This is a genomic window from Actinoplanes sp. NPDC023801, assembly GCF_040639655.1.
In the GTDB taxonomy this organism is placed as follows: domain Bacteria; phylum Actinomycetota; class Actinomycetes; order Mycobacteriales; family Micromonosporaceae; genus Actinoplanes.
This window is the reverse complement of the sequence record NZ_JBFAAI010000006.1, coordinates 1-21663: the sequence shown is the minus strand read 5'-3', so window position 1 is coordinate 21663 and position 21663 is coordinate 1. Positions and strand designations below refer to the sequence as shown.

The following is a 21663-nucleotide window of genomic DNA, read 5'->3' as shown; positions in this document are numbered from 1 at the left end:
GATATGAAGAGGGCCCCGCGCGAATCGCGCGGGGCCCTCTTCATATGCCGTTACGTCAGTCGTCCGTCCAGTCCCGGTTCGGGCGCTGGGGGTTGTTGCCATAGGCGCCGCCACCCTGCTGCGGGTAACCGCCCGGCGGCGGCGGCTGCTGCTGCTCGTAGCCGCCACCGTAGTTACCGCCCTGCTGGGGGTAGCCAGCCTGCTGCTGGTCGTATCCGGCCTGGTCGTAGCCGCCGCCGTAGTTACCGCCCTGCGGGGGGTAGCCGCCCTGGTCGTAACCACCCTGCGGGCCGTAGCCGCCGGCGTCCTGACCGTTCCAGCCCTGGTCGTAGCCACCCTGCTGCTGGTCGTATCCGGCCTGGTCGTAGCCGCCGCCGTAGTTGGCGCCCTGCTCCGGCTGGTACATGCTGGTGTGCTCGTCGTAGCGCTGCGGCTGCGCGGGCTGCTGCGGCTGCTCGGGCTGGTACATGTTGGTGTGCTCGTCGTAGCGCTGCGGACCGGCCTGGGCGCCGTAGTTCCCGCCGCCCGGCTGCTGCCCGTACGTCTGCGTGGCCCCGTAGTTGCCACCGCCGCCGTAGTTGCCGCCACCCTGCTGCGGGTCCTCCCACTGGTTCCCGCCGCCGTAGCCACCGCCCGGGGGCAGCGGAGCGCCGTACGGGTCCGGGAACTCGTCCTCGACCGGCCGGTGGATCATCGTGGGAGCGTCGGCCAGACCGGCGGGGAGTCCGCCACCCATACCGGCGGCAGGAGCGATCATCGTGGCGTCACCACCGCGGCCGGCACCGACCGGAGCCACCACCCGGGTGGAGTCGAAGCCGCCGGCAGCCGCCGGGACCGCCGTGCCGAGACCGGTGTCCGAGCTCAGCTCCTCGGCCCGCTTGCGGCGCATCATGACCAGCACCATCGCGCCGATACCGGCCGCCACGAGCAGGCCGCCCATCGCGATTAGCAACCAGTTGGTGCCCTCGTCGTCGCTCGTGCTTGCGGCCTCGTCGGTGTCCGCACCCAGGTTGACGCCCTGAGTCTCCTCGTCGGCGGGCTCCTCCTCGTCGGCCGGCTCGGTGGCCGCGACGCTGGTGGAGGCACTGGCGGACGGCGTCGGCGAGGTCGCCGCAGCGGTCTTCTTGAGGGTGAGCGGGACGTTGACGGTCCGGCCGGCGGCGCCCTGCACGCTCACGTTCGCGGCCTCGTAGCCGTCCTTGGCCGCGGCGATCTGGATGCTGCCGGCCGCGATCGGCTGGGCGTCCGACGAGGCGAAGGTGTAGCCGCCGCCGCCGTCGGTGGTGGCGGAGTAGGAGTGACCCGCCGAGTCCTTCATCACGACCTTGACGCCGGAGACCCGGGCGCCGCTGTCGTCCTTGATCCGTCCGGTGACCAGCCGCACGGTCGTCGGAGCGGCCGGGCCCTCGACCGTCACGCGCTCGGTGTCCTCGGCGGAGTCACCGTTGGCCCGCTTGGCACTGACGGTGATCGTGACGTCCCGCTTCTGTCCGGCGGCCACGTTCGGGGCGGTGAGGGTCACGTCGAAGGTTCTGTTCCCGTCGATCCGCTCGCGCGAGTCGCAACCGCAGTTCATCCCGCTGACGGTGATGTCCAGCTGCGGTTCCCCGCCCCCTTCACCGGGCCCGGGGTCACTGACGGTAAACTTCATGGTTACAGTAGCGCCGGAGGCTACGGTCGTCGGCGACACCCGCTCGATGTTCACGGTCGGGTCGTCAGCCAGGGCTGGAGCTTGTACGCCGGTCAATACCCCGAGTACCAGTGCCAGGAACGCACCGGCCTGGGCCGTCCGGGCTCGTAGGTGCGTTGTCACGTCCACCGCCTTCCGGTCGCGCGGTCCCCGGTTCCTTCGATGTCCGGTGGATCCCACGACGTGTACACCGTCGGCAACTATGCCTTGTCGTATGTCACTTACGCGACCCAGGGCGGTGTGCCGTTCTCCTCAACTCGGGTCGTATCGTCCCGACATGTCTCCTGCGCACAGTAAATCTGAGTCGGTGGCCGAGGCGTTGGACGCGCTTGACCGGGGTGTCGAGCCCGACCGTGCGGTGCTGCGTGACGCCGTGCGAGCACTACTGACCGAGTTGTCCCGGCGAGCGCCTGGCCGTTCGGTGGAGGTACGAGTTCCACCTTTCGGTGCGATTCAGTGCGTCGCCGGACCGCGGCACACCCGCGGCACACCGCCCAATGTGGTCGAAACGGATCCGAAGACCTGGCTGCTCGTGGCCACCGGCCGGATCGGGTGGGACGACGCGATGCGTGACGGTCGTCTCCGGGCCAGTGGGATCCGGACGGACATCACCGAGTACCTGCCGCTCTCCGGCTGACGAGCCCGGGTGCCCTTCCGCCGGGCTCGCGTACACTGGTCGGTCGGACGGACCAGCGAGTTCGCGGTCCGTGCAGACCCCGACATGAGGGAGCGAGCAGGTGCCCCGAGGCGACGGCCGTTTGACCGACGATCTCGACCCCCAGGAGCGCGGCCCCCAGGATGCCTGCGGCGTCTTCGGCGTCTGGGCCCCCGAGGAAGAGGTCGCCAAACTCACCTACTTCGGCCTCTACGCACTGCAGCACCGCGGGCAGGAAGCCGCCGGGATCGCGGTGAGCGACGGGTCCGGCGTGGTGGTCTACAAGGACATCGGCCTGGTCTCGCAGGTGTTCGACGAGCCGACGCTCGCGAGCCTCCGCGGCCACCTGGCGATCGGCCACGCGCGGTACTCCACCACCGGTGGCTCCAACTGGGAGAACGCCCAGCCCACCATCCGCGCCACCCCGGCCGGTACGACCATCGCGCTGGCGCACAACGGCAACCTGGTCAACACCGCCGAGCTGGCGAAGGAGGTCGCCGACCGCGGCCTCGAGGTGGGTGACTCCACCTCCGACACCGCCCTGGTCACCACGCTGCTGGCCGGCCGCCCGGACCTCTCGGTCGAGGCTGCCGCGATGGAACTGCTGCCGACCCTGCGGGGTGCCTTCAGCTTCGTCTTCATGGACGAGCACACCCTCTACGCCGCCCGTGACGCCCAGGGTGTCCGCCCGCTCGTGCTGGGCCGGATGGAGCGTGGCTGGGTGGTCGCCAGCGAGACCGCCGCACTGGACATCACCGGTGCCAGCTTCGTCCGCGAGGTCGAGCCCGGCGAGATCATCGCGATCGACGAGCACGGCCTGCGGTCCAGCCGCTTCGCCGCACCCGAACCCAAGGGCTGCCTCTTCGAGTACGTCTACCTGGCCCGTCCGGACACCACGATCGCCGGCCGCAACGTCTACTCGGCGCGTGTCGAGGTGGGCCGCAAGCTGGCCAAGGAGCACCCGGTCGAGGCGGACCTGGTGATCGGTGTGCCGGAGTCGGGCATCCCGGCCGCGATCGGTTACGCCGAGGCGTCCGGTATTCCGTACAGCGCCGGCTTCATGAAGAACGCCTATGTCGGCCGCACCTTCATCCAGCCGTCGCAGACCATCCGTCAGCTCGGCATCCGGCTGAAGCTGAACCCGCTGCGCGAGGTGGTCCGCGGCAAGCGGATCGTCGTGATCGACGACTCGATCGTCCGCGGCAACACCCAGCGTGCCCAGATCCGCATGCTGCGCGAGGCCGGCGCGCTGGAGATCCATGTCCGGATCTCGTCACCGCCGGTGAAGTGGCCGTGCTTCTACGGCATCGACTTCGCGACCCGTGCCGAGCTGATCGCCAACGGCCTGGAGCTCGACGGGATCCGCCGCTCGATCGGCGCCGACAGTCTGGGTTATGTGTCGCTCGACAACCTGGTCCAGGCGACCGAGCAGCCGAAGTCCCGGCTCTGCATGGCCTGCTTCGACGGGGAGTACCCGATCGAGCTGCCGGCCGGTGACCTGATCGGCAAGCACGTCCTGGAGGGTGTCGGCCGGCGCGCGTCGATGCCCGGTGCCACCTCCGAGGCGGCCACTGCGGCCGTAGCCGACCTCGAGGCCGGCTACGAGGCCCGCGAGCACGCGACCGACGACCGTCCGGCAACGGAGCCGCTGGTCGCCAGCCCTGGCGGCGCGACCGCGCTGCACCACCCGTGACCTTGAGTTATACAGAACCGCTAAGGGGAGAACCGTGACCCACGTGTCCGAGCGCAACAGTGCCGGATCCAACGGCGCCGAGGGAGGCGACCGTCAGCCTTGGACGGCCGGCTCAGCACGCGGACCGCGCAAGCGCTCGGCCACGTATGCCGCCGCGGGTGTCTCCATCGAGGCCGGTGACCGGGCCGTCGAGCTGCTCAAGTCGAAGGTCCGGAAGACTACCCGGCCCGAGGTGATCGGTGACCTGGGTGGCTTCTCCGGCCTGTTCCGGCTGAACACCGCCAAGTACAAGAGCCCGATCCTCGCGTCGTCCACCGACGGCGTCGGCACCAAGCTGGTGATCGCGCAGCAGCTCGACATCCACGACACGATCGGCATCGACCTGGTCGCCATGGTCGTCGACGACCTGGTGGCGTGTGGTGCCGAGCCGCTGTTCCTGCTCGACTACATCGCCTGCGGTGAGGTCGTCCCGGACAAGGTGGCCGAAATCGGCGCCGGTATCGCCGACGGCTGCCGGTACGCCGGTTGCGCGCTGCTCGGTGGCGAGACCGCCGAACACCCAGGCGTTCTGCGTCCCGACGAGTACGACGTCTCCGCCACCGGTGTCGGTGTGGTGGAGGAGAGCGAGATCCTCGGCAAGGAGCGGGTCGAGCTGGGCGACGCGGTCATCGCGATGCGCTCGTCCGGCCTGCACTCCAACGGCTACTCGCTGGTCCGGCACGTGCTCCTCGGCGCCGGCCGGATGCGCCTGGACACCGTGGTCGACGACTTCGGCACCCAGCGCACTCTGGGCGAGGAACTGCTCACCCCCACCAAGATCTACGCCAAGGACTGCCTGGGCCTGATCGAGGAGACCGACGTCCGGGCGTTCTCGCACGTGACCGGCGGAGGTATCCCCGGCAACCTGAACCGGGTTCTCCCCACCACCATGGACGCCGTGGTGGACCGGTCGACCTGGCGCCCGCAGCCGATCTTCGACCTGATCCAGGCCAAGGGCCGGATCGAGGACTCGGAGATGGAGGCCACCTTCAACATGGGTGTCGGCATGTTCGCGGTCGTCTCGTCCGACGACGCGGACCGGGCGATGGCCTACCTGACCGGCCGTGGGGTCGAGGCCTGGCAGGTCGGTGAGGTCGTCGAGGGCTCCGGCGAGGTGCAGATGCTGGGGTCGTACACCCGGGGCTGACCGGAAAGTGATTCTGGTTCGCAATAGTCCGAACGTGAAATGATCCGCGTGTGTCGATGTCCGGCACATGCGGATCTTTCGCATGGACTGTGGATCGCGAGGCCTAGCCTGACCTGAGTCACGGGTGCCGACGGGAGTGTGCGGGGACATGGCGGTTGCGTGGAGCGGGATGCGGGGCATCTCGGCAGAACCCGGGTACGTCGTCATGCAGCCCACTACGCTGTGCAATCTTGCATGTGAGTACTGCTATCTGCCGTTCCGGCGGGAGAACCGGAAGATGCCGGTCGCGGTCGCCGAGGCCGTCGCCGCCGGGGTGGCGGGATTCACCCGTACCGGCCGATTCTCGGTGGTGTGGCACGGCGGTGAACCGCTCGCCGCCGGCCGGGACCACCTGGCCGCCTTGTTCGCCCCGTTCGGCACGGCCGTGGAGCACCACGTGCAGACCAACGCGACGCTGATCGACGACGAGTGGTGCAGGTTCTTCACCGAGCACGACGTCCGGGTCAGCATCAGCGTGGACGGTCCGCGCAGCCGGAACCACGACCGGGTGGACCGGGCCGGGAAGCCCGCCTACGACCTGATCCTCCGCGGTGTCGAGCGGCTGCGGGCGCACGGCATCCCGTTCTCCACCCTCTGCGTGGTCGGTGATCCGGGCCCGGGCGTCGCTACCGAGCTGTACGACTACTTCCTCGGGCTGGGCTGTGAGGTGCTCGGCATCAACCTCGAGGAACTCGAGGGCGTCAACACCCGGTTGAACAGCCATGATCCGGCCGTGGTGAGCGCCTTCTGGGCCGAGCTGGTGACCGCCTGGCGCCGGGACCCACGGATCCACCTGCGCGAGGTGGAGTGGACGCTGCGGTACGCGGCCGCCGTTCTGGACGGCAACGCCGACGAACTGCTGCCCCGGCGGCTGGATCCGATTCCGACGATCGCCCACGACGGCTCGGTCGTGCTGCTCTCGCCTGAACTGGCCGGCTTCCACGATCCCCGGTACGGCGATTTCGCAAGTGGCAACGTACTGACCACGCCACTGCCGGAGATCCTCGCCGGCGCGGACCGGACGCCCTGGATCCGCGAGTTCCTGGCCGGGATTGAGGCATGCCGTGACAGCTGCCCCTACTTCGGCTTCTGCGGTGGCGCGCACGCCGCCAACCGTTACTTCGAACACGGCAGGTTCGACGTGACCGAAACGAACCACTGCCGTAACAGCAAGATTCGCCTATTGGAGGGAGTGCTGGATCATGCCCGAGATCACGAAGCCACGGCTGTCTGACGGCGTGGAGACGGATCCGGTGACGGCACGGGTGCACGACACTCGCGCCGGGCTGGCCGCGCTCATCGCGGAGGCGGAAGCGGCCAGGCAACAACGCGCCGAGGAGTCACCGCAGGACGGCGGCTCGGCGGTGTGCGCCTGGAACCACTTCGAGAACATCCCTACCTTCTACAACTGGAACAATCGCCCCCGCTGAAGATGGTGTCGGTTGAAGCCCACGCGGAGCTAACCCGCGTGGGCTTCATCGTCAACCGTAGGAACCGTGACCACGTGACACACTGGAGCACGCGGTAAGCCCGCGTGCTCTGTACGAAACGGGGTCAGAGCCGCCTAGTGGGCGACCAGGAGTCCTGACCTTTCCAGGTGTCCTGGTCATCCTCAGCGTCGTCCTCGTCATCGTCGACGAACTCATCGTTGTCGTCGTCGAAGTGACGGTCGGACTTACCGGCACCCGCCAGTTCGCGCTGCAAGGCGGTGAGGTCGGTGTTCGGGGAGTGGTACTTCAACTCCCGGGCCACCTTCGTCTGCTTGGCCTTAGCACGGCCGCGCCCCATGGCTCGACCCCCTCGCACAGAATTCGGGGCAGCCCGAAGGCTGGGCCCCGATGACGTCAGGCATCTCTCGTGGGTCTTACGGTACATGGACGAGGGCGCGTTCGGCACCTCGGGTTGCGTGTGACACTGCCGCGCGTCGCGGATGAGCTTCTCCGACGGCGCGCGGCAGGCCTCGGACGACCTCAGGCGAGGTGGATCGAGCGCAACCGGCCGACCTCTGCCATACGCCGCTCGGCGAGCCGGTCGGCCGCCGTCGCGGGCGGCACACCCTCGTCCACGGCGAGCTGGAGCAGCCGCCGGGTGGTCTCGAAGATCCCGGTGGCCCGGAGCTTCGCCCGGTCGAAGTTGAAGCCGTGGATCTCGTCGGCCACCTGGATCACGCCGCCGGCGTTCACCACGTAGTCGGGGGTGTAGAGGATGCCGCGGTCCTCGAGAAGCTTGCTGATGCCGGAGTGAGCGAGCTGGTTGTTGGCGCCGCCGGTCACCACCTTGGCGCGCAGCACCGGCACCGTGTCGTCGTTCAGTGCGCCGCCGAGGGCGCACGGCGCGTACACGTCGATGTCGGAAGTGATCAGGGTGGTGGTGTCCGGAACCAGCCGGATCTCCGGGTGCGTGGCCCGCGCCCAGGCGAGGGCGGACTCACTCACGTCGGTGGCGACCACCGAGGCACCGTCCTCGATCAGGTGCGCGGCCAGGTATTTGCCGACCTTGCCCAGACCGGCGATGCCGACGGTGCGGCCGGCCAGCGACGGGGTGCCCCAGGTGTGCTCGGCGGCGGCGCGCATGCCCTGGAAGACGCCCCAGGCAGTGAGGACGGACGAGTCACCGGCGCCACCGTGTTCCATGCTGCGGCCCGTCGCGTACCGGGTCTCGCGCGCGACCACATCCATGTCCTGCACGTACGTGCCGACGTCGCAGGCGGTGTAGTAGCGGCCGCGCAACGACTCCACGAACCGGCCGTACGCCCGGAGAAGGGCTTCGCTCTTGAGTTTCACCGGGTCGCCCCAGATGACCGCCTTGCCGCCGCCCAGATCGAGACCGGCCATGGCGTTCTTGTAGGCCATGCCGCGGGACAGTTTCAGTACGTCGGCGAGGGCGGCTTCCTCGCTCGCGTAGGGGTAGAAACGGGTACCGCCGAGCGCGGGCCCGAGAGCCGTCGAGTAGATACCGATGATCGCCTTGAGGCCGGTGTCCCGGTCCTGGCAGAAGACGACCTGTTCGTGCCCGTCGGTGTCGAACACGTCCATCGTTGGTTCTCCTGATCTCTGCGTAGGCCTTCGTGGGGCCGTCATCCCGGCGGGGTGAGCCGGTACCGCCGAGCGTAGTCGTGCGAATGGCGCGCCGATTACGTCCGCGCGGGAAGTTCCACCCGGCCGGATTCGTGAAAGGATCGCGCCGTGCCGTCACTGTTCGCGTCGTACCTACGGGTTTACGAGCCACTGACCGCCTTCGACCGCGAGCGGCAGATCTTCTGGCGCGAGTACGCGCGTGAAGGCCGTGATCTGGGCTTGGTCGAGGGTCCCGTCCGGCAGCGCACCGCCGTGCTCGAGGCGCTCGGGGCCGGCTGGACCCGGCTGCCCGACCTGCCCGACGAGGCGTATGTGCTGGAGTGGGAGAACACGGTGCTGGTCTGCCCGTGGAACCTGCGCCTGCGGGTCGCCGAGGCGGCGCTGAGCGCGCGGGACGGTGTGCCCGCGGTGCTCGCCGACGCGTTCGTCCCGCCGGTGCTGGCCGGACAGGCGAAAGCGGTCGTGGAGGACTGGCGCAGCGGCGCGAAGGTGCTGGAGCAGGGTGTGCCGCGGGTGCACGAGCAGATCTCCACGTGGGGCGTGCCGCTGCGGTGGTTCGCCTTCGTCGATCTGGACGAGCGGGAGATCGCGCTGACCGGCCGGCGCCGGGTGCTGCGCTACCGGACGGAGATCTCCAAGGCGCGCCGGCGGGCGCACCGGGCCGTGTCGGTGCTGCGTAAGTCGCTTGGCGACGCGCCGATCACCGAGGCGGTCGAGGAGGGCACCCGTTGGCTGGAGGAGTTCCATCCACGTTCAGTGGTGGAGCTCGACTACGGCGGCCTCGTCAACCTCCTACCGGAGGACAACCTCAGCGAGGACGATTCCCCCGGATTGGTGGCAGCCGGACTTTCGGCACTTTCTCGCGGTGACGCTGAGTCAGCAAGTGAGGCTTACGAGAAGCTCGTGGCGCGATGGCGCGTCGTGCAGCTTCTCGAGCGATGCAATTGACCTGCGGAAATGGGACAGACACCCCTTTATCTCGGCCCGCGGGAGCGCTCCCGAGGTGAACACTCTTCGTAATCACGGGTCCTCTAAGCGTGATAATCGGGCCAAACGAGACACTATCTGGCGTATAAAACGCGCAAAAATCGGGCATGCTTCATCCATCTATCTGGGGACGTTCGTCCGTTCGGCCCATGTCGGACATCGGGGACTAGCCGGACCATGAGAGACGCACCGGCCGGCGGGACCCCGGCCGATGTTTTTTAGGCACCTGTGGAGGAGTGACCGATGGCATCGCGTACGCACGATCCTGAGCCGCTACTAACGCCGGCCGAGGTGGCGTCGATGTTCCGTGTCGACCCGAAGACCGTTACCCGGTGGGCGAAGGCGGGCAAGCTCAGCGCTATTCGCACGCTGGGTGGCCACCGTCGTTACCGGGAGTCGGAGGTCCGCGCCCTGCTGCAGGGGCAGATCCCCACGCAGCGCCAGGGCGACTGACCGCGAGACTTGCTCACGACGGTGAAAGATCGCCGTCTCCGACTTACTCGCAGTGAACACGCACGGTAAGTCGGGAACAAGTCTCGGTCGATCGAGACGTCGCAAGGGGCGAACGCTGGGGAAGGCGATCGCCCCTTCTTCGTATTCTGATCCGCTCACGAGACCAGGACGGCGACCGTTCCGTCGACGCCCCGGCGCAGCCGGCTGCCGAGCATGGTCAGCCGGCCGACCAGGCCGTACTTCTTCTTGATGCCGTCCCCGACGCGCAGCCGGTCGGTGTGATCGCCGATCCGCGCGGTGGCTTCGACCGCGTCGCCGGTGGGGTTGCCCCGGATGTCGCAGGGAGCGACCGTGACTCGCCCGCTGTTGCGGATCCGCTTCAGCTTGCCGCTGCCGGCCACCGTCCAGAACGCCAGGCCGGAGCCGTCGGGCACCACCCACAGCGGGGTCGGAACCGCTCGGCCGTCTCGGCGGAATGTGGTGAGAAGGACGTATTTCTCCGAGCCGAGTTGCTCCAGTGCGGTCATCACTCAAGAGTAGTGACCATGACTCATCCGGCTATCGGTGACGCCTTCGGAGAAATGATCCGCGACGCCTACGCGGTGCACCTGGGCGTCGGCCGGCGACCACTCGCCGGCGGACGGTACCCGCGGCCCGTGATCGAGGTGATCGAGCGGGACGACGGCCTGATCAACGGAGCCCTGGCCGGTCACTATCTGACCGAGCCCGACGAATGGCGTCCCTTCGACCACCGGGCGGTACGGCTGGCGCGCGGCCGGGTGCTCGACATCGGGGTGGGTGCCGGCCGGATCGCGATCGAGCTGCAGAACCGTGGCGTGGCGGTGACCGGCCTGGACACCTCGGCCGGAGCGATCGAGGTGTCCCGTGACCGGGGCCTGCGCGACACGGTGCTCAACACCGTCGACGAGTTCTCCCGGGCCAGCGTCCGGTACGACACGTTCCTGCTGCTCGGCAACAACCTCGGCCTGATCGAGGGTCCGGAGCGGGCACCGGAGTTCCTGGCGGCGCTGGCCCGCCTGGCGGCACCCGGCGCGCGGATCATCGCGCAGGGCACCGACCCGTACGGGACCACCGATCCGCTCCACGTGGCCTATCACGAGGGCAACCGGGCACGCGGGCGGCTGGGCGGCCAGCTGCGGCTGCGACTGCGGTACCGGGAACTCGCCACCGACTGGTTCGACTATCTCAACTGCTCCGTCGCCGAACTGAGAACCCTGCTGCAGGGCACGTCCTGGCAGCTGAAATCGATCGACGACCAGGACCACCCGTACTACGTTGCGGTCATGGAGTTGATTGAATGACCGTTCTCAGCCGGGACCAGGTTCGCCTCAGCAAGCGGATGTCCCTGGTCCTGCGACACCGGCCGGAGTCGGCCGGTCTGACCCTGGACGCGAACGGGTGGGTGCCGGTCACCGACCTGCTGACCGCGCTCGGCGTCACCCGGGCCGACCTCGACCTCGTGGTCGCGCACAACGACAAGTCCCGGTTCGCCGTGCAGACCGGCGCGGACGGCGTCGAACGCATCCGTGCCAGCCAGGGGCACTCCCGGCGGGTCGGCGTGGACCTGGCGCTCCCAGCCGCGGTTCCGCCCGCCGAGCTGTTCCACGGCACCCCGCGGGCGAATCTCGAGGCCATCCTGCGTGAGGGACTGCGCCCGCGGAGCCGGCATCACGTACACCTCTCGGCCGATCTGCCGACCGCGGTGACCGTGGGTCGCCGCCGCTCGCCGGACGTGGTGGTGTTCAGCGTCGCGGCGGGGGTGATGGCCGAGGCGGGACACGTCTTCCATCACAGTGACAACGGGGTATGGCTTACCTCTACCGTGCCGCCGCAGCATCTTTCGGTAAAACGGACAAATACGTAATCTCCCAGGTTGATCCGTCCTCCACATTGGCCGGTCCCCGGTTCTCCGGACAGCGACCCGCGACCGCCGTTAACTTGGACGGATGGGGAGGGTCACTCGGCGTCATCTCACCGACCTTCCCGGCACCCTCGGTCTGCCCGCCGCGCTCGCGGTGGCGTCGATGCTGGCCGCCCTGGCCCTCGGTCTGCCCGCACTGGACCGCGCCGTTCCGGCCGAGCGAGCCGCCGCGTCCGGCCGGCCCTACCTGGTGGGCGCCGGGGTCACCGTGGTGCCACCGGCCGGGGCCACGCTCGACGTCACCGGGACCCGTCCCGGCAACGACCGGGGAACCGCCCTGTTCCGGATCGACCGGGTGCGGTACGCGATCGAGGTCGAACCCTTCGACGGCGACCTGACCGCGGCCGCCGTGCGACTCCGGCAACGCATCACCGGCACCTCCGGTCACCACATCACCGGCACCCAGCTGGCCGTCTCCACAGCCGGAGGGCTCGCCGGGGTACAGGGCGGATACACCGCCGGCGACCGCGACGGACGGTACGCCGTCTTCGTCGCACACGGGCTCACCATCGAGGTGATGGTCAGCGGTGACGACACCGACCTCGGCCGGGCCCTGCCGGCGATCGACGCCAGCACCCGCACCCTGCGCTACGAGAACAGATGAGCGAGCCGGTCCGCCCCGGCGCGCACCGGTCGGCCGCGCTCGTCCGCCAGCCGGCCTTCTGGGTGGTGATCGTGCTGCTGGCCGTCGGCGCGGTCCGGATCTCCCAGATCATGGCGATCTTCCTAAAGTCGTACCCGATCGCCACTCTCACCGCGATCCTGCTCTTCGGGCTGCTCGCGGTGCCGTTCTGGCTGTTCCTCTCGGAACTCGACTTCATGGAACGGGAACCGCCCAGTCTGCGTGTGGTCGCCTTCGCCTGGGGCGGCCTGGTCGCCACCAGCGTCTCCATTCCGGGCAGCACGGCCCTGGACAACCTGATCGCCAAACTCGGCTCGCCCGACCTGGCCGCCGAATGGGGCGCCGCGCTGGCCGGGCCCACGGTCGAGGAGATCGCCAAGACCCTCGGGGTGGTGGCGATCGTGCTGATCGCCCGCTCCCAGATCAACAGTGTGCTCGACGGCATCGTCTACGGAGCGCTCGTCGGCCTCGGTTTCCAGATCGTCGAGGACGTGGTTTTCGCGATCGGCGCGGTCCGGTCCGCCGGGGAGGGCGACCAGGTGCAGCCGGTGATCACCACGTTCCTGGTACGCGGCTTCCTGGCCGGGGTGTGGAGTCACACCCTCTTCGGTGCGCTGGCCGGAGCCGGCATCGGTTACCTCGTGGTCAATCGCGAACGCGGCCGTCCGCGCCGGATCGCGGTTGCCGGCCTCGCCCTGTTCGGCGCCTGGGCGTCACACTCGCTGTGGAACTCGCCGCTCTTCCGGGAGAGCCTCGGTGACGGCGCGGTGGCTCTGCTCGCGGTCCTGCTCTTCAAGGGACTGCCGCCGCTGCTGCTGGTCCTCTACCTGGTGCGGCGTGCGCACGATCGGGAGGCGGCCTACTACGTGGGCATTCTGGCCACGGTCCGCGAGCGGGACCTGATCACCGAAGAGGAGCTGCGGGTCCTCGGTTCGGGCTCCCGGCGGGGTGCGGCCCGCCGGCACGCCGCGGCGAGAGCAGGGCGAAAAGCCCGGGCGGCGGTACGGAGACTGCAGCGGGCCCAGGCCGGCCTGGCCGTCGAACTGAGCCGTGCCGAAGCCGGCATCCCGGACGAGGCGACCCCGGCCCGCGCGGCGGAGGTACGCGAGCACCGCGCCACCCTCGCCGCCCTGGGACATCCCGAGGCGGTCGAGGGCACACGGTCCTGGCGGCACACGGCCTCCACCCTGGGGACCGTGGCCGTCGCGATCGCGGTCGTCTGGGTGGCGCTGTCCGCGCTGGGTGGTGCCTGACTCAGACGGTGCCGGACGGCGGCAGGCCACCGTCGCCGTCGACGATCAGGTCCGGCGTACCGTCCTCGTCGAGATCGACCATGGTCACGTCGACCTTGCCGTCGCCGTCGGTGTCGAACTGGTACAGGTCGGGCTTGCCGTCGCCGTCGGTGTCGGAGACCCACACGTCCGTACGGCCGTCGCCGTTGGCGTCGCTCTTGAGCAGGTCCACGCGATCCTCACCACGGGTCTCGATGACTTCCTGCGGCTCGCTCATGGTGCTCCTCTCGTCGGCCGGTGGGCCCGGCGGTGTGCCCGTCAGTACCCAGCGGTTCAGTCGAACAGTCCCCGCCCTGTGACGGTTGTCGCTGGTCCGGCCCCGGATCGGGCGTAACGTACGCCCGTGGATATCGCGGAGGACGGTAAGCAACACCTGTTCACCAGCGGCGGCGGCGGTGCACTCGCGGAACGTATGGGCATCGAGATCACCGAAGCCACCGCGGAACGGGTTGTAGGAATCATGCCGGTCGAAGGCAACACCCAGCCGTACGGGTTGTTGCACGGAGGCGCTTCCTGCGTGCTCGCCGAGACACTCGGTTCGGTCGGCGCGGTCCTGCACGGGCAGACCGTGGACCGTCCCTTCGCGGTCGGGGTCGACATCAACGCGACCCACCACAAGGCCGCCCGCTCCGGACTGGTCACCGGTGTCGCGGTGCCGGTGCACCGGGGCCGCGCGGTGGCCACGTACGAGGTGGTGCTCACCGACGAGGCCGGCGACCGGGTCTGCACAGCCAGAATCACCTGCCTGCTCCGTGGTGCCTGAATTCCCACGTCCGAGTGCGTTCCTTGACCGCCCGACGTACCTTTTCCAACGTGACCGACGTACCACAGCATGCATTCGACGACGCCGCGCAGGTTCTGCAGTGTGCGCTCAGCGGCGACTCCGCGGCTGTGGCGGACACGTTTGACGCGGTCGTCGACCGGGACGGCGTGGTCGGTGCGTGGGACGTCGCCTGGTGCCTCGCCGCCACCATGGTCGGGCACGTTCCGCCCGGCGGCGCCTGGACGCTCGAGTTCCCCGGGATCGACGACGCGCGGTATGACAAGCGCTGGGTCGCGCGGTTCGTCAGCGCTTACGTCAACGGTGACTTCCCGACCGGTGAGGCGCTGTTCGGTGCGGCGATCGCCGACGGGACCCTGCCGGACTGTCTGCTCGCCCTCGCCGGTTCCACGGTCGCGACGCTGCGGCACCGGGCGGCCTGACCAGGCTCACTTGCCCCGCAGGTAAAGGGCCTTCGCGTACTGCGCGGCGGCGGCGTTGTTGTACATCGTCGCCTGCGCCATGAAGAAGCTGTTCTCCGAGATCGCCCGGGTGGCCTGTACCGTCCCGGCCCATCTGATGTCGGCCTCCGCCTCGGAGAGCCCCCGGGACTTGAACTGCCGCCGCATCGCGATCCGCCCGGAGCGGAACGCCTCGGATGCCTCCTCCGCGTGCTTCATGCAGGACATGGCCTTCTCGAGGAGCGCCTCGGCCAGGTTGTAGGCGGCATGCTCCGAGTCGTTCGAGAAGCCGTTCACGACGAGGCCTCCTTGCGTTCCGAGGTTGACCGATCCCGACAACACTCTGTAGCACTCAGCGACCGCCATCAAGGCCCTCCGTGACGGTGTGGACAACCACGGCATGGTGCGACTGTTATAGCTTTGCGGATCATGACCGATCCACAGCCGACACACGACCCGTTCGACGTCGAGTCGTGGACGGAAAAAGCGGACAAGCCCCGGCCGGCGAGCCGGCGGTGGCTGCATCTGCTCGGCACGGCCGCGGGCGCTCTGGTTCTCGGAGCGGTCGCGTCCACCACGGTAATGCTCGTCGCCGGGTGGCGGTATGTTCCGGAGCGCGAGTTCACCGTCGCGGTATCGATGGAACCGGACGCGGACCTCCGGCAACGCGACGCGGTGGAGCAGGCGCTCGGTGCATTGCCGGCACGGGACGGGATCCGGCTGGAGACGCGCGAGCAGGCGTACCAGAAGCTCCGGGAGCGTGCCGGCAACGACCCTGTCCAGCTCGAGGGCGTCACCGCGGAGTCGATGCCGGAGTCGCTGTCTCTGACCACTGTGGGCCGTGACTTCGAATGCGGGCCGCTGCCGGCGGTACGGAAGATGGCCGGGGTCGACCGCGTCCGGGTGGTGATGCGGCCCGGTGCTGGCCGTCCGGGCGCCGAACTGGTCTGCTGATCAACTATCAACTATCAACTCTCAACGGGGGTTTCTCATGAACCTGAAGTACCGCAGGACTCTGGTCGCGTTCGGTGCCACCGCCGCGGCGCTCGCTGCCACGACACTCTTCGGGTCGCCGGCGCAGGCGGCGTCGGCCGGTCTCGCGGCCGCAGGGAAGAGCACGGTCAGTTTCCGGGCGCTGATGGAGCGCACCAACAAGGTGTCGGTCACGATCTCGGGTCGTACCGTCACCCTCACCGACCGGGTCGCGATCAAGGCCGGCAAGGGCTGCAAGCAGGTCACTCGTTACCAGGTGCGGTGCACGACCACCCAGGCCACCAAGCTCGTCAAGGTGGCGCTCGGTGACCGTAACGACTACGTGCGCAACTACACCGGCGTCTTCATGCTGGCCGGCGGCAGCACCGGCAACGACACCCTGATCGGCGGCCCCGGCGGCGACCAGTTGCAGGGTGGCCCCGGCAACGACAAGCTCTACGGCGGCAACGGCAAGGGCGAGCTCTTCGGCGACTCCGGCGCCGACCGCATCGTGGGTGGCAGCGGCTACGACTACGTCGCGGCGGGTACCGGCAACGACACCGTCTACGGCGGGGCAGGCAACGACCAGCTGCACGGCGAGGCCGGCAACGACACCGTCTACGCCGGGACCGGCAGGGACGTCGTCCGCGGCTGGGGCGGCAACGACAAGGTGTGGGGCAGCGACGGCGACGACTTCCTGATCGGCGACGCCGGCAACGACGCCATCGCCGGTGAAGCGGGCGACGACGTACTGGTCGGCGAGGTCTACAAGGCCGTCGGCGGCCGGGGTGTGTCGTCCGGCTCGCCCACCGCGGTGGACCGGCTCTACGCCGGTGCCAACACCTCGGTCGGCGACATCTGCCTCGAGTCCTCCAGCAAGACCACGACGTCCGGGTGTGAGTGGTACACCGGTGTGGCGTCCGCCTCCGCGGCCCAGGCGCCGAGCGTGACCCGGGTGTCGCCGACCGCTATCGACTGAGCACTGTCGACTGTCCTGAAGTGATGGAGGTCACTTCGAGTGGGGGGCGACGTCGCTACGGTATCGTCCTACGCTGATCGCTGACGGGGGCGGATCTTCGTACCGTCCCGTCTGCTTTGAAACGGGGATCTTTCATCATGGCAATCATCAATCGCCGGACCCTGTCCGCGGTCGGTGCCGCCGCAGTCGCGGTGGCCGCCTCCTCCTTCTTCCTCTCGACCCCGGCGCAGGCGGCCAGCGCCGGCCTGGCCAAGGTCGTCGGCACCAACACGGTGCAGTTCCAGGCCCTGATCGGCCGGGCGAACTCGTTGACCGTCACCATCTCGGGCCGCACCGTGACGCTGACCGACCGGGTCGCGCTCCAGGCCGGCAAGGGCTGCAAGAAGGTCACCAAGTACAAGGTGCGCTGCACCACCAAGGCGAAGACGACGCGGATCACCGCGGCGCTCGGCGACAAGAACGACGTGGTGAACAACAAGACCTCCGTCTACCTGCTCGCCGGCGGGGGCACCGGCAACGACACCCTGATCGGTGGCTCCGGCGGCGACCAGCTCCAGGGCGGCTCCGGTAACGACAAGCTGTACGGCAACAACGGCAACGACAAGCTGTTCGGTGAGTCCGGTGTCGACCACATCCGCTCCGGGAACGGCAACGACAGCGTCTGGTCGGGCACCGGGAACGACAAGGTGTGGGGCGACGCAGGCAACGACGACATCTGGGGTTCCACCGGTAACGACGCTCTCGCCGGTGGCCCGGGCAACGACTACGTCGACGGCGAAGGCAACGACGACTGGATCTACGGCGACGCCGGCGACGACGAGCTGTTCGGTGGTGATGGCAACGACACCATCTCCGGCGCCAACGACGTCGACTACATCGACGGTGAGAACGGCAACGACCGGATCTACTCCGGCGCCGGTGAGCGCATCTCCGGCGACAACCTTCTCGCCGACGTGGCCTGGGGTGGGAACGGCAACGACACCATCCACGGCGAGAACGACCTGGACTACATCTTCGGCGGGGCCGGCTCCGACAAGCTCTCCGGCGGAGGCGACTTCGACTGGATCGAGGGCGACGCCGCCAACGACCTGATCTGGGGCAACGACCACGACGACGTCCTCATCGGCGAGTCCGTGGATGCCGGGAACAACCCGGTCGGCAGCCCCACCGCGGCCGACGCCATCGACGGTGGCGCCCACGGCATCGAAGGCGACACCTGCATCGTCATGGGCACCTCGACGGTCATGAACTGCGAGATCCCCCCGGCTGAGGCGCAGGGCGCCCGCAAGCAGTCGGCAATCCCGGCGGAGGCGGCCGAGCAGGCGGCCCGTGTCAAGGAGGCGCGGGCTTCCCGCCGCTGATCTCCACTGCTTCATCGACGGCCCGGCTGCCCAGGCAGCCGGGCCGTTCGCTGTTCGGAAGCGGGCTGTGCACGGCACCACCCCGGCGGCCGGGCGTTCCTCGTCACCGGCCCGCCAGGCCGTTCGTCACTGGCCCGCCAGGCCGATCGTCACCGGCCCGCCAGGTAAGGGCGCAGGCGGACACAGAGCTCGGCGATCGCCGGAGCCGTGCTGCGAGGAACACCGGGCCACTGATCGCCGGCCATCCAGCCGTACTCCGCGGGTGTGCCGCGATGGCGTACGAACAGATGTTGATGGAAATGCGCATGGCTCATACCCGCGACAGCGGAGAACACGAACTCGGCATCCACCTCGGCCCGGAGAGCCTCCGCGGCACGCCGCACCACACGACCGATGGCGGCGGCCTCCACGTCGGTGAGATCGGCGAGGTAGGGGACATGCCGGCGGCTCTCCACGAACAGATAGCCGGGCATCGTGGTACCCGACGCGTCGACCGGGCGGTGAAAGACCAGACTGTGCTCGTCCTCCCACACCCGGATGCCGCCCAGCGATCCCTCACCCCGGTGTTTGGCGCAGATCAGGCACTCCTCCATGGCCATGATCTTTGCGTGCCCGGCATCCTGAGAACCACCTCCACCGAGGCCGTATCGCGGCTGATGTCGGAAGTGACGTGCGCGGGGAAGAACCATGAGGTCGAGCATCGAGTCCGTTGCTGCCTTCGTGCGCGGCATCGCCAGCCAGCCAGCCAGCCGGGCCGTCCGCCCGCGGCGAAGGGGATTTTGAAGATGTGCGATCCGCCGCACGAAGGAGGTGCAGGGCGGTGAGCCTCCAGCGAAGGAAGTAAGTGCGCCTGGCCGACTTGATCGGTCCTGGCAATCATCAACACACGCTTTAGAGCGATCGGGCGCGTCGGCGCGAATCCGCTCTTCCATGCCGTTTTGAATCGAGCGGCTGCCAAGAATCCGTACTCAATCGGCGGAACCAACATCGGCGAAACGGCTCGTTGCAACCTCCGGACCTTACTGTGAAGCGGAGTGCGGTTTAGTTCTGGACTGGGCTTGGCCGCGCAAATCTACTCTTTGCCGGTCCGTGGAGCCTAAAGTGACCTATCAGCCGCCACCCGATCAGAACCAGCCGGAAGGTGGGCCGCCGTCCTACGGGCCGCCGTCCGGTCCGCCACCGTATGGAGCGCAACCCGGCCAGCCGTCCGGTCCGCCACCGTATGGAGCGCAACCCGGCCAGCCTTCCGGCCCGCCACCTGGCCAGCCTTCCGGCCCGCCACCGTACGGCCCGCCGCCGCACGCCCAGCAGCACAGCTACCCACCGCCGATCCAACAGCCACAGAAGAAGCGCAAGAAGTGGCCGTTCATTGTCGGTGGCATCGTCCTGGCAATGATCCTCGGCTGCGTAGGGATCTTCGTGCTGTTCGTAGGCGGCGCGAGCAAGGTGGATGACAATCAGAGCGGTAAGAACGCTGTAGCGGGCGAGATGAACAAGCCGGCAACGGATGGAAAGTTCCAGTTCACCGTAACTGGCATGAAGTGCGGTGTGGCCCAGGTCGGCGGCCAGTATGCGAACGAAAAGGCTCAAGGCGAGTTCTGCCTGATCGATGTGACCATCAAGAACGTAGGTACTTCCGCGGAGACTTTCTACGATGGTTCTCAGAAGGCTTACGACGGCGCCAATACGGAGTACTCGGTCGACTCAGGCGCCGCGATCTATGCCAACGAGGACTCCTCGACGTTCCTGGAGCAGATCAATCCAGGAAACTCCGTCGAAGGAAAACTGGTGTTCGACGTTCCGAAGGGAACCAAGCTGGCCTCAGTGGTGTTGCACGAATCGGCATTCACGGCCGGGGTGAAGGTTCCCCTCAAGTGAACGGGTACAGAGGCGGCCGCGTCCATCTCCGCGACGCGGCCGTCCTGCCCGGAAGTGCCAACGCTCCCTGAGTCGTGCCGCCAACAGGCTCGTAAGAGTCTTTGGCTGGCTCGCTCACGCAACTGCCATGCCGGACCGGCCGTCAGGCATGCTCGATGCCGAGTTCGCGGGTCAGGATCGACAGGGCCCCCGGATCGGCGAAGATGAACCCGAGCTCATCGTCGGCGTCGTCAAGTGCGACAAAGACCCGCGGGTCCGTGTCGTCGCGCGGCGTCAGCCGGTCGGTAATCTCGAAGACCATCAGCGTATCGATGTACCGGTCCGTTTGATGCTCCAGGTGCCAGACGAGTTCTTCGCCGTTGACCAGCATCCGGATACGCTCACCGTCGGCTTCTTCGAAGAGCTCGACGTCGGTGATGACCACTGTGCCTCCGCTGCTGGCAGTGAAACGGTCGAACAGATCCCGGTAGCCCTCCAGGAGGTTGTCCACCTTTGGGTGTATCCGCACGCCGGCGCCCCACTCCTCCATCATGTCGATGAGCGCGCCGGCGGGGTCCTCGCCGTAGTAGGACAGCGGCTGGTCGCGCAGGTCGTCCCCGTCCTGCCCGACCACTACCGCGATACCGAGTTCCAGTGCCCGGTCCGCCACCTGCCCCAGTGTCGTCAACACCGCCACACCGCCATCCTGTATCCCTCAGTTCCGGAGGAGGATAGTGGCCGGCCGCACCGAGGCCTCTGTTCGAATGTCAGAGGTGTCACGGTCTTCCCTGTGGGCTGAGCCGGTTGTCCTGCCCGGTCGGGCGAGGTGGTCCTCGTAGAAAGAGGTATGGCGATCTCGACCTCGATGCCTGTGGATCGACCGCCAGGGTGGGCGTGGCGCGGGGCCGTGATGATCGCCTTTAGCCGAGCGCTGTCGTGGCTCCGGTGATCGCTGCCGTGTCGCTTGGCGGCCGCCTCCGAAAGAGTGGGTGGTCGGCCCTCAAAAGTAGATGTGATGCAGGCGGTTGCCAGAGGTTGACCTCGAGGGCAGTGCGAGCGGGCCGTGAGCAGCGAACGTGCATCGCCGGTCCGCCGTGCATCATGCCGCGACGAGATCGACCGCGTCGGCCGTTGGCAGCGGAGGTCGGTTCGCTGGCGCGACTTGTGCAGGGCCAGGCAGTCGGGAAGTGCGGCGACCGGACGTCGAGACTTCCGCAGCTCGCCGCGAACTTCGAGACTTCCGGCTGTGTCAGTCATCCACCCAGGCGGTCATGTCGTAGACGGTGGCGCAGTAGTCATCCTCGATACCGGTCTGCGGCTGGCGGACCAGTGTTCCGTTACGGATAACCGAGGCCAGTTCTTGCGGGAAGGATCCGCCCATGCCTGGAACAACGTCGCCACTGGAGGACGTCAGCGGAAGTTCGATTCCACAGATCTTGCCGGTGCTGGTCACCTTTACATAAATACGCAACCGCCGCGAATCGATGATCAGGAATCCCGCGCATGTATACACATCTTCGAACCACGGGAAGCCGCCGCCGTGGGAGTGTCAAGAAAACGGTGTAACTCGATGTTGTTGAAGGTCAGTTACGGGCTGCGGTGAGTCGTCCTTCGAAGGCGAGATCGAAGGCGTTGAG

General features: G+C 68.2%; 26 protein-coding genes. 17 read left to right on the top strand and 9 right to left on the bottom strand.

Annotation, left to right across the window (positions count from 1 at the left end; translation table 11 throughout):
• Positions 1-55: 55 nt before the first annotated feature.
• Entirely contained in the window at positions 56-1651 is a 1596-nt protein-coding gene (locus AB0G04_RS13750) for a carboxypeptidase-like regulatory domain-containing protein (RefSeq protein ID WP_360981768.1), read from the bottom strand.
• Positions 1652-1967: 316 nt separating this feature from the next.
• On the opposite strand from AB0G04_RS13750, the gene AB0G04_RS13745 reads away from it, so the two are divergent.
• The 5 genes from AB0G04_RS13745 (at position 1968) to amcA (ending at position 6693) form a co-directional block, all read left to right on the top strand.
• Positions 1968-2327: a sterol carrier family protein gene (locus AB0G04_RS13745; RefSeq protein ID WP_360981766.1), complete on the top strand. Its 360-nt coding sequence runs from the start codon at positions 1968-1970 to the stop codon at positions 2325-2327.
• Positions 2328-2427: 100 nt separating this feature from the next.
• Positions 2428-4038 (top strand): amidophosphoribosyltransferase, encoded by a 1611-nt coding sequence (gene purF / locus AB0G04_RS13740; protein ID WP_360981764.1) that lies wholly within the window; start codon positions 2428-2430, stop codon positions 4036-4038.
• Positions 4039-4072: 34 nt separating this feature from the next.
• On the top strand, positions 4073-5224 hold the full coding sequence (gene purM / locus AB0G04_RS13735; protein ID WP_360981762.1) for a phosphoribosylformylglycinamidine cyclo-ligase: 1152 nt from the start codon (positions 4073-4075) through the stop codon (positions 5222-5224).
• A gap of 169 nt (positions 5225-5393) precedes the next feature.
• Positions 5394-6497, top strand: coding sequence for a cyclophane-forming radical SAM peptide maturase AmcB (gene amcB, locus AB0G04_RS13730; RefSeq protein ID WP_360982275.1), 1104 nt, complete (start codon positions 5394-5396; stop codon positions 6495-6497).
• Positions 6466-6693 carry a multiple cyclophane-containing RiPP AmcA gene (amcA, locus tag AB0G04_RS13725; protein ID WP_360981760.1) on the top strand — a complete coding sequence of 76 codons (228 nt, stop codon included), beginning with the start codon at positions 6466-6468 and terminating at the stop codon, positions 6691-6693. Before amcB ends, amcA begins: the two co-directional genes overlap by 32 nt.
• 124 nt (positions 6694-6817) lie before the next feature.
• On the opposite strand, the gene AB0G04_RS13720 is transcribed toward amcA, so the two are convergent.
• Positions 6818-7051, bottom strand: a complete 234-nt coding sequence (locus AB0G04_RS13720; protein WP_360981758.1) for a DUF3073 domain-containing protein — start codon at positions 7049-7051, stop codon at positions 6818-6820.
• Positions 7052-7233: 182 nt separating this feature from the next.
• Positions 7234-8298, bottom strand: a complete 1065-nt coding sequence (locus AB0G04_RS13715) for a Glu/Leu/Phe/Val dehydrogenase dimerization domain-containing protein (protein ID WP_360981756.1) — start codon at positions 8296-8298, stop codon at positions 7234-7236.
• Between the two features lie 150 nt (positions 8299-8448).
• On the opposite strand from AB0G04_RS13715, the gene AB0G04_RS13710 reads away from it, so the two are divergent.
• Together AB0G04_RS13710 and AB0G04_RS13705 are read left to right on the top strand one after the other, a co-directional pair.
• The gene (locus AB0G04_RS13710) at positions 8449-9288 is read left to right on the top strand and encodes a hypothetical protein (protein ID WP_360981754.1); all 840 of its coding nucleotides are present in this window, start codon (positions 8449-8451) and stop codon (positions 9286-9288) included.
• Positions 9289-9570: 282 nt separating this feature from the next.
• A complete protein-coding gene (locus AB0G04_RS13705; protein WP_014687221.1) occupies positions 9571-9780 on the top strand; it encodes a BldC family transcriptional regulator in 210 nt (69 codons plus the stop codon).
• A gap of 155 nt (positions 9781-9935) precedes the next feature.
• Here AB0G04_RS13705 and AB0G04_RS13700 read toward each other — a convergent pair whose 3' ends face one another.
• Positions 9936-10307 carry a PPOX class F420-dependent oxidoreductase gene (locus tag AB0G04_RS13700; protein ID WP_360981752.1) on the bottom strand — a complete coding sequence of 124 codons (372 nt, stop codon included), beginning with the start codon at positions 10305-10307 and terminating at the stop codon, positions 9936-9938.
• Positions 10308-10325: 18 nt separating this feature from the next.
• Here AB0G04_RS13700 and AB0G04_RS13695 point away from each other — a divergent pair, with 18 nt between their 5' ends.
• From AB0G04_RS13695 to AB0G04_RS13680, 4 genes are all read left to right on the top strand, one after another.
• Positions 10326-11102 carry a methyltransferase domain-containing protein gene (locus AB0G04_RS13695; protein ID WP_360981750.1) on the top strand — a complete coding sequence of 259 codons (777 nt, stop codon included), beginning with the start codon at positions 10326-10328 and terminating at the stop codon, positions 11100-11102.
• Positions 11099-11665, top strand: a complete 567-nt coding sequence (locus AB0G04_RS13690; protein WP_360981748.1) for an RNA 2'-phosphotransferase — start codon at positions 11099-11101, stop codon at positions 11663-11665. The genes AB0G04_RS13695 and AB0G04_RS13690 overlap by 4 nt, the downstream gene beginning before the upstream one ends.
• An 82-nt stretch (positions 11666-11747) precedes the next feature.
• Complete coding sequence (locus AB0G04_RS13685; protein ID WP_360981746.1) at positions 11748-12326, top strand: hypothetical protein; 579 nt, start codon at positions 11748-11750, stop codon at positions 12324-12326.
• Positions 12323-13597, top strand: a complete 1275-nt coding sequence (locus AB0G04_RS13680) for a PrsW family intramembrane metalloprotease (protein ID WP_360981744.1) — start codon at positions 12323-12325, stop codon at positions 13595-13597. The genes AB0G04_RS13685 and AB0G04_RS13680 overlap by 4 nt, the downstream gene beginning before the upstream one ends.
• A 1-nt stretch (position 13598) precedes the next feature.
• On the opposite strand, the gene AB0G04_RS13675 is transcribed toward AB0G04_RS13680, so the two are convergent.
• Positions 13599-13853, bottom strand: a complete 255-nt coding sequence (locus AB0G04_RS13675) for a hypothetical protein (RefSeq protein ID WP_360981742.1) — start codon at positions 13851-13853, stop codon at positions 13599-13601.
• 195 nt (positions 13854-14048) lie between these two features.
• Between AB0G04_RS13675 and AB0G04_RS13670 the strand changes: the two genes are divergently transcribed.
• Together AB0G04_RS13670 and AB0G04_RS13665 are read left to right on the top strand one after the other, a co-directional pair.
• Positions 14049-14399, top strand: a complete 351-nt coding sequence (locus tag AB0G04_RS13670; protein ID WP_106327905.1) for a hotdog fold thioesterase — start codon at positions 14049-14051, stop codon at positions 14397-14399.
• Between the two features lie 50 nt (positions 14400-14449).
• Entirely contained in the window at positions 14450-14839 is a 390-nt protein-coding gene (locus tag AB0G04_RS13665) for a hypothetical protein (protein ID WP_360981740.1), read from the top strand.
• Positions 14840-14845: 6 nt separating this feature from the next.
• Here AB0G04_RS13665 and AB0G04_RS13660 read toward each other — a convergent pair whose 3' ends face one another.
• Positions 14846-15154, bottom strand: coding sequence for a hypothetical protein (locus tag AB0G04_RS13660; RefSeq protein WP_360981738.1), 309 nt, complete (start codon positions 15152-15154; stop codon positions 14846-14848).
• 132 nt (positions 15155-15286) lie between these two features.
• Here AB0G04_RS13660 and AB0G04_RS13655 point away from each other — a divergent pair, with 132 nt between their 5' ends.
• The 3 genes from AB0G04_RS13655 (at position 15287) to AB0G04_RS13645 (ending at position 18169) form a co-directional block, all read left to right on the top strand.
• Positions 15287-15811: a permease-like cell division protein FtsX gene (locus tag AB0G04_RS13655; RefSeq protein ID WP_360981736.1), complete on the top strand. Its 525-nt coding sequence runs from the start codon at positions 15287-15289 to the stop codon at positions 15809-15811.
• Between the two features lie 37 nt (positions 15812-15848).
• A complete protein-coding gene (locus AB0G04_RS13650) occupies positions 15849-16808 on the top strand; it encodes a calcium-binding protein (RefSeq protein WP_360981734.1) in 960 nt (319 codons plus the stop codon).
• Positions 16809-16945: 137 nt separating this feature from the next.
• On the top strand, positions 16946-18169 hold the full coding sequence (locus tag AB0G04_RS13645; protein ID WP_360981732.1) for a calcium-binding protein: 1224 nt from the start codon (positions 16946-16948) through the stop codon (positions 18167-18169).
• A 149-nt stretch (positions 18170-18318) separates the two neighbouring features.
• Here the strand turns inward: AB0G04_RS13645 and AB0G04_RS13640 are convergent, their stop codons facing one another.
• The gene (locus AB0G04_RS13640; protein WP_360981730.1) at positions 18319-18768 is read right to left on the bottom strand and encodes an HIT family protein; all 450 of its coding nucleotides are present in this window, start codon (positions 18766-18768) and stop codon (positions 18319-18321) included.
• A 502-nt stretch (positions 18769-19270) separates the two neighbouring features.
• On the opposite strand from AB0G04_RS13640, the gene AB0G04_RS13635 reads away from it, so the two are divergent.
• Positions 19271-20047: a DUF4352 domain-containing protein gene (locus tag AB0G04_RS13635; RefSeq protein WP_360981728.1), complete on the top strand. Its 777-nt coding sequence runs from the start codon at positions 19271-19273 to the stop codon at positions 20045-20047.
• A gap of 142 nt (positions 20048-20189) precedes the next feature.
• On the opposite strand, the gene AB0G04_RS13630 is transcribed toward AB0G04_RS13635, so the two are convergent.
• Together AB0G04_RS13630 and AB0G04_RS13625 are read right to left on the bottom strand one after the other, a co-directional pair.
• Positions 20190-20723, bottom strand: a complete 534-nt coding sequence (locus AB0G04_RS13630) for a hypothetical protein (protein WP_360981726.1) — start codon at positions 20721-20723, stop codon at positions 20190-20192.
• A 552-nt stretch (positions 20724-21275) separates the two neighbouring features.
• On the bottom strand, positions 21276-21479 hold the full coding sequence (locus AB0G04_RS13625; RefSeq protein ID WP_360981724.1) for a hypothetical protein: 204 nt from the start codon (positions 21477-21479) through the stop codon (positions 21276-21278).
• Between the last annotated feature and the right edge of the window lie 184 nt (positions 21480-21663).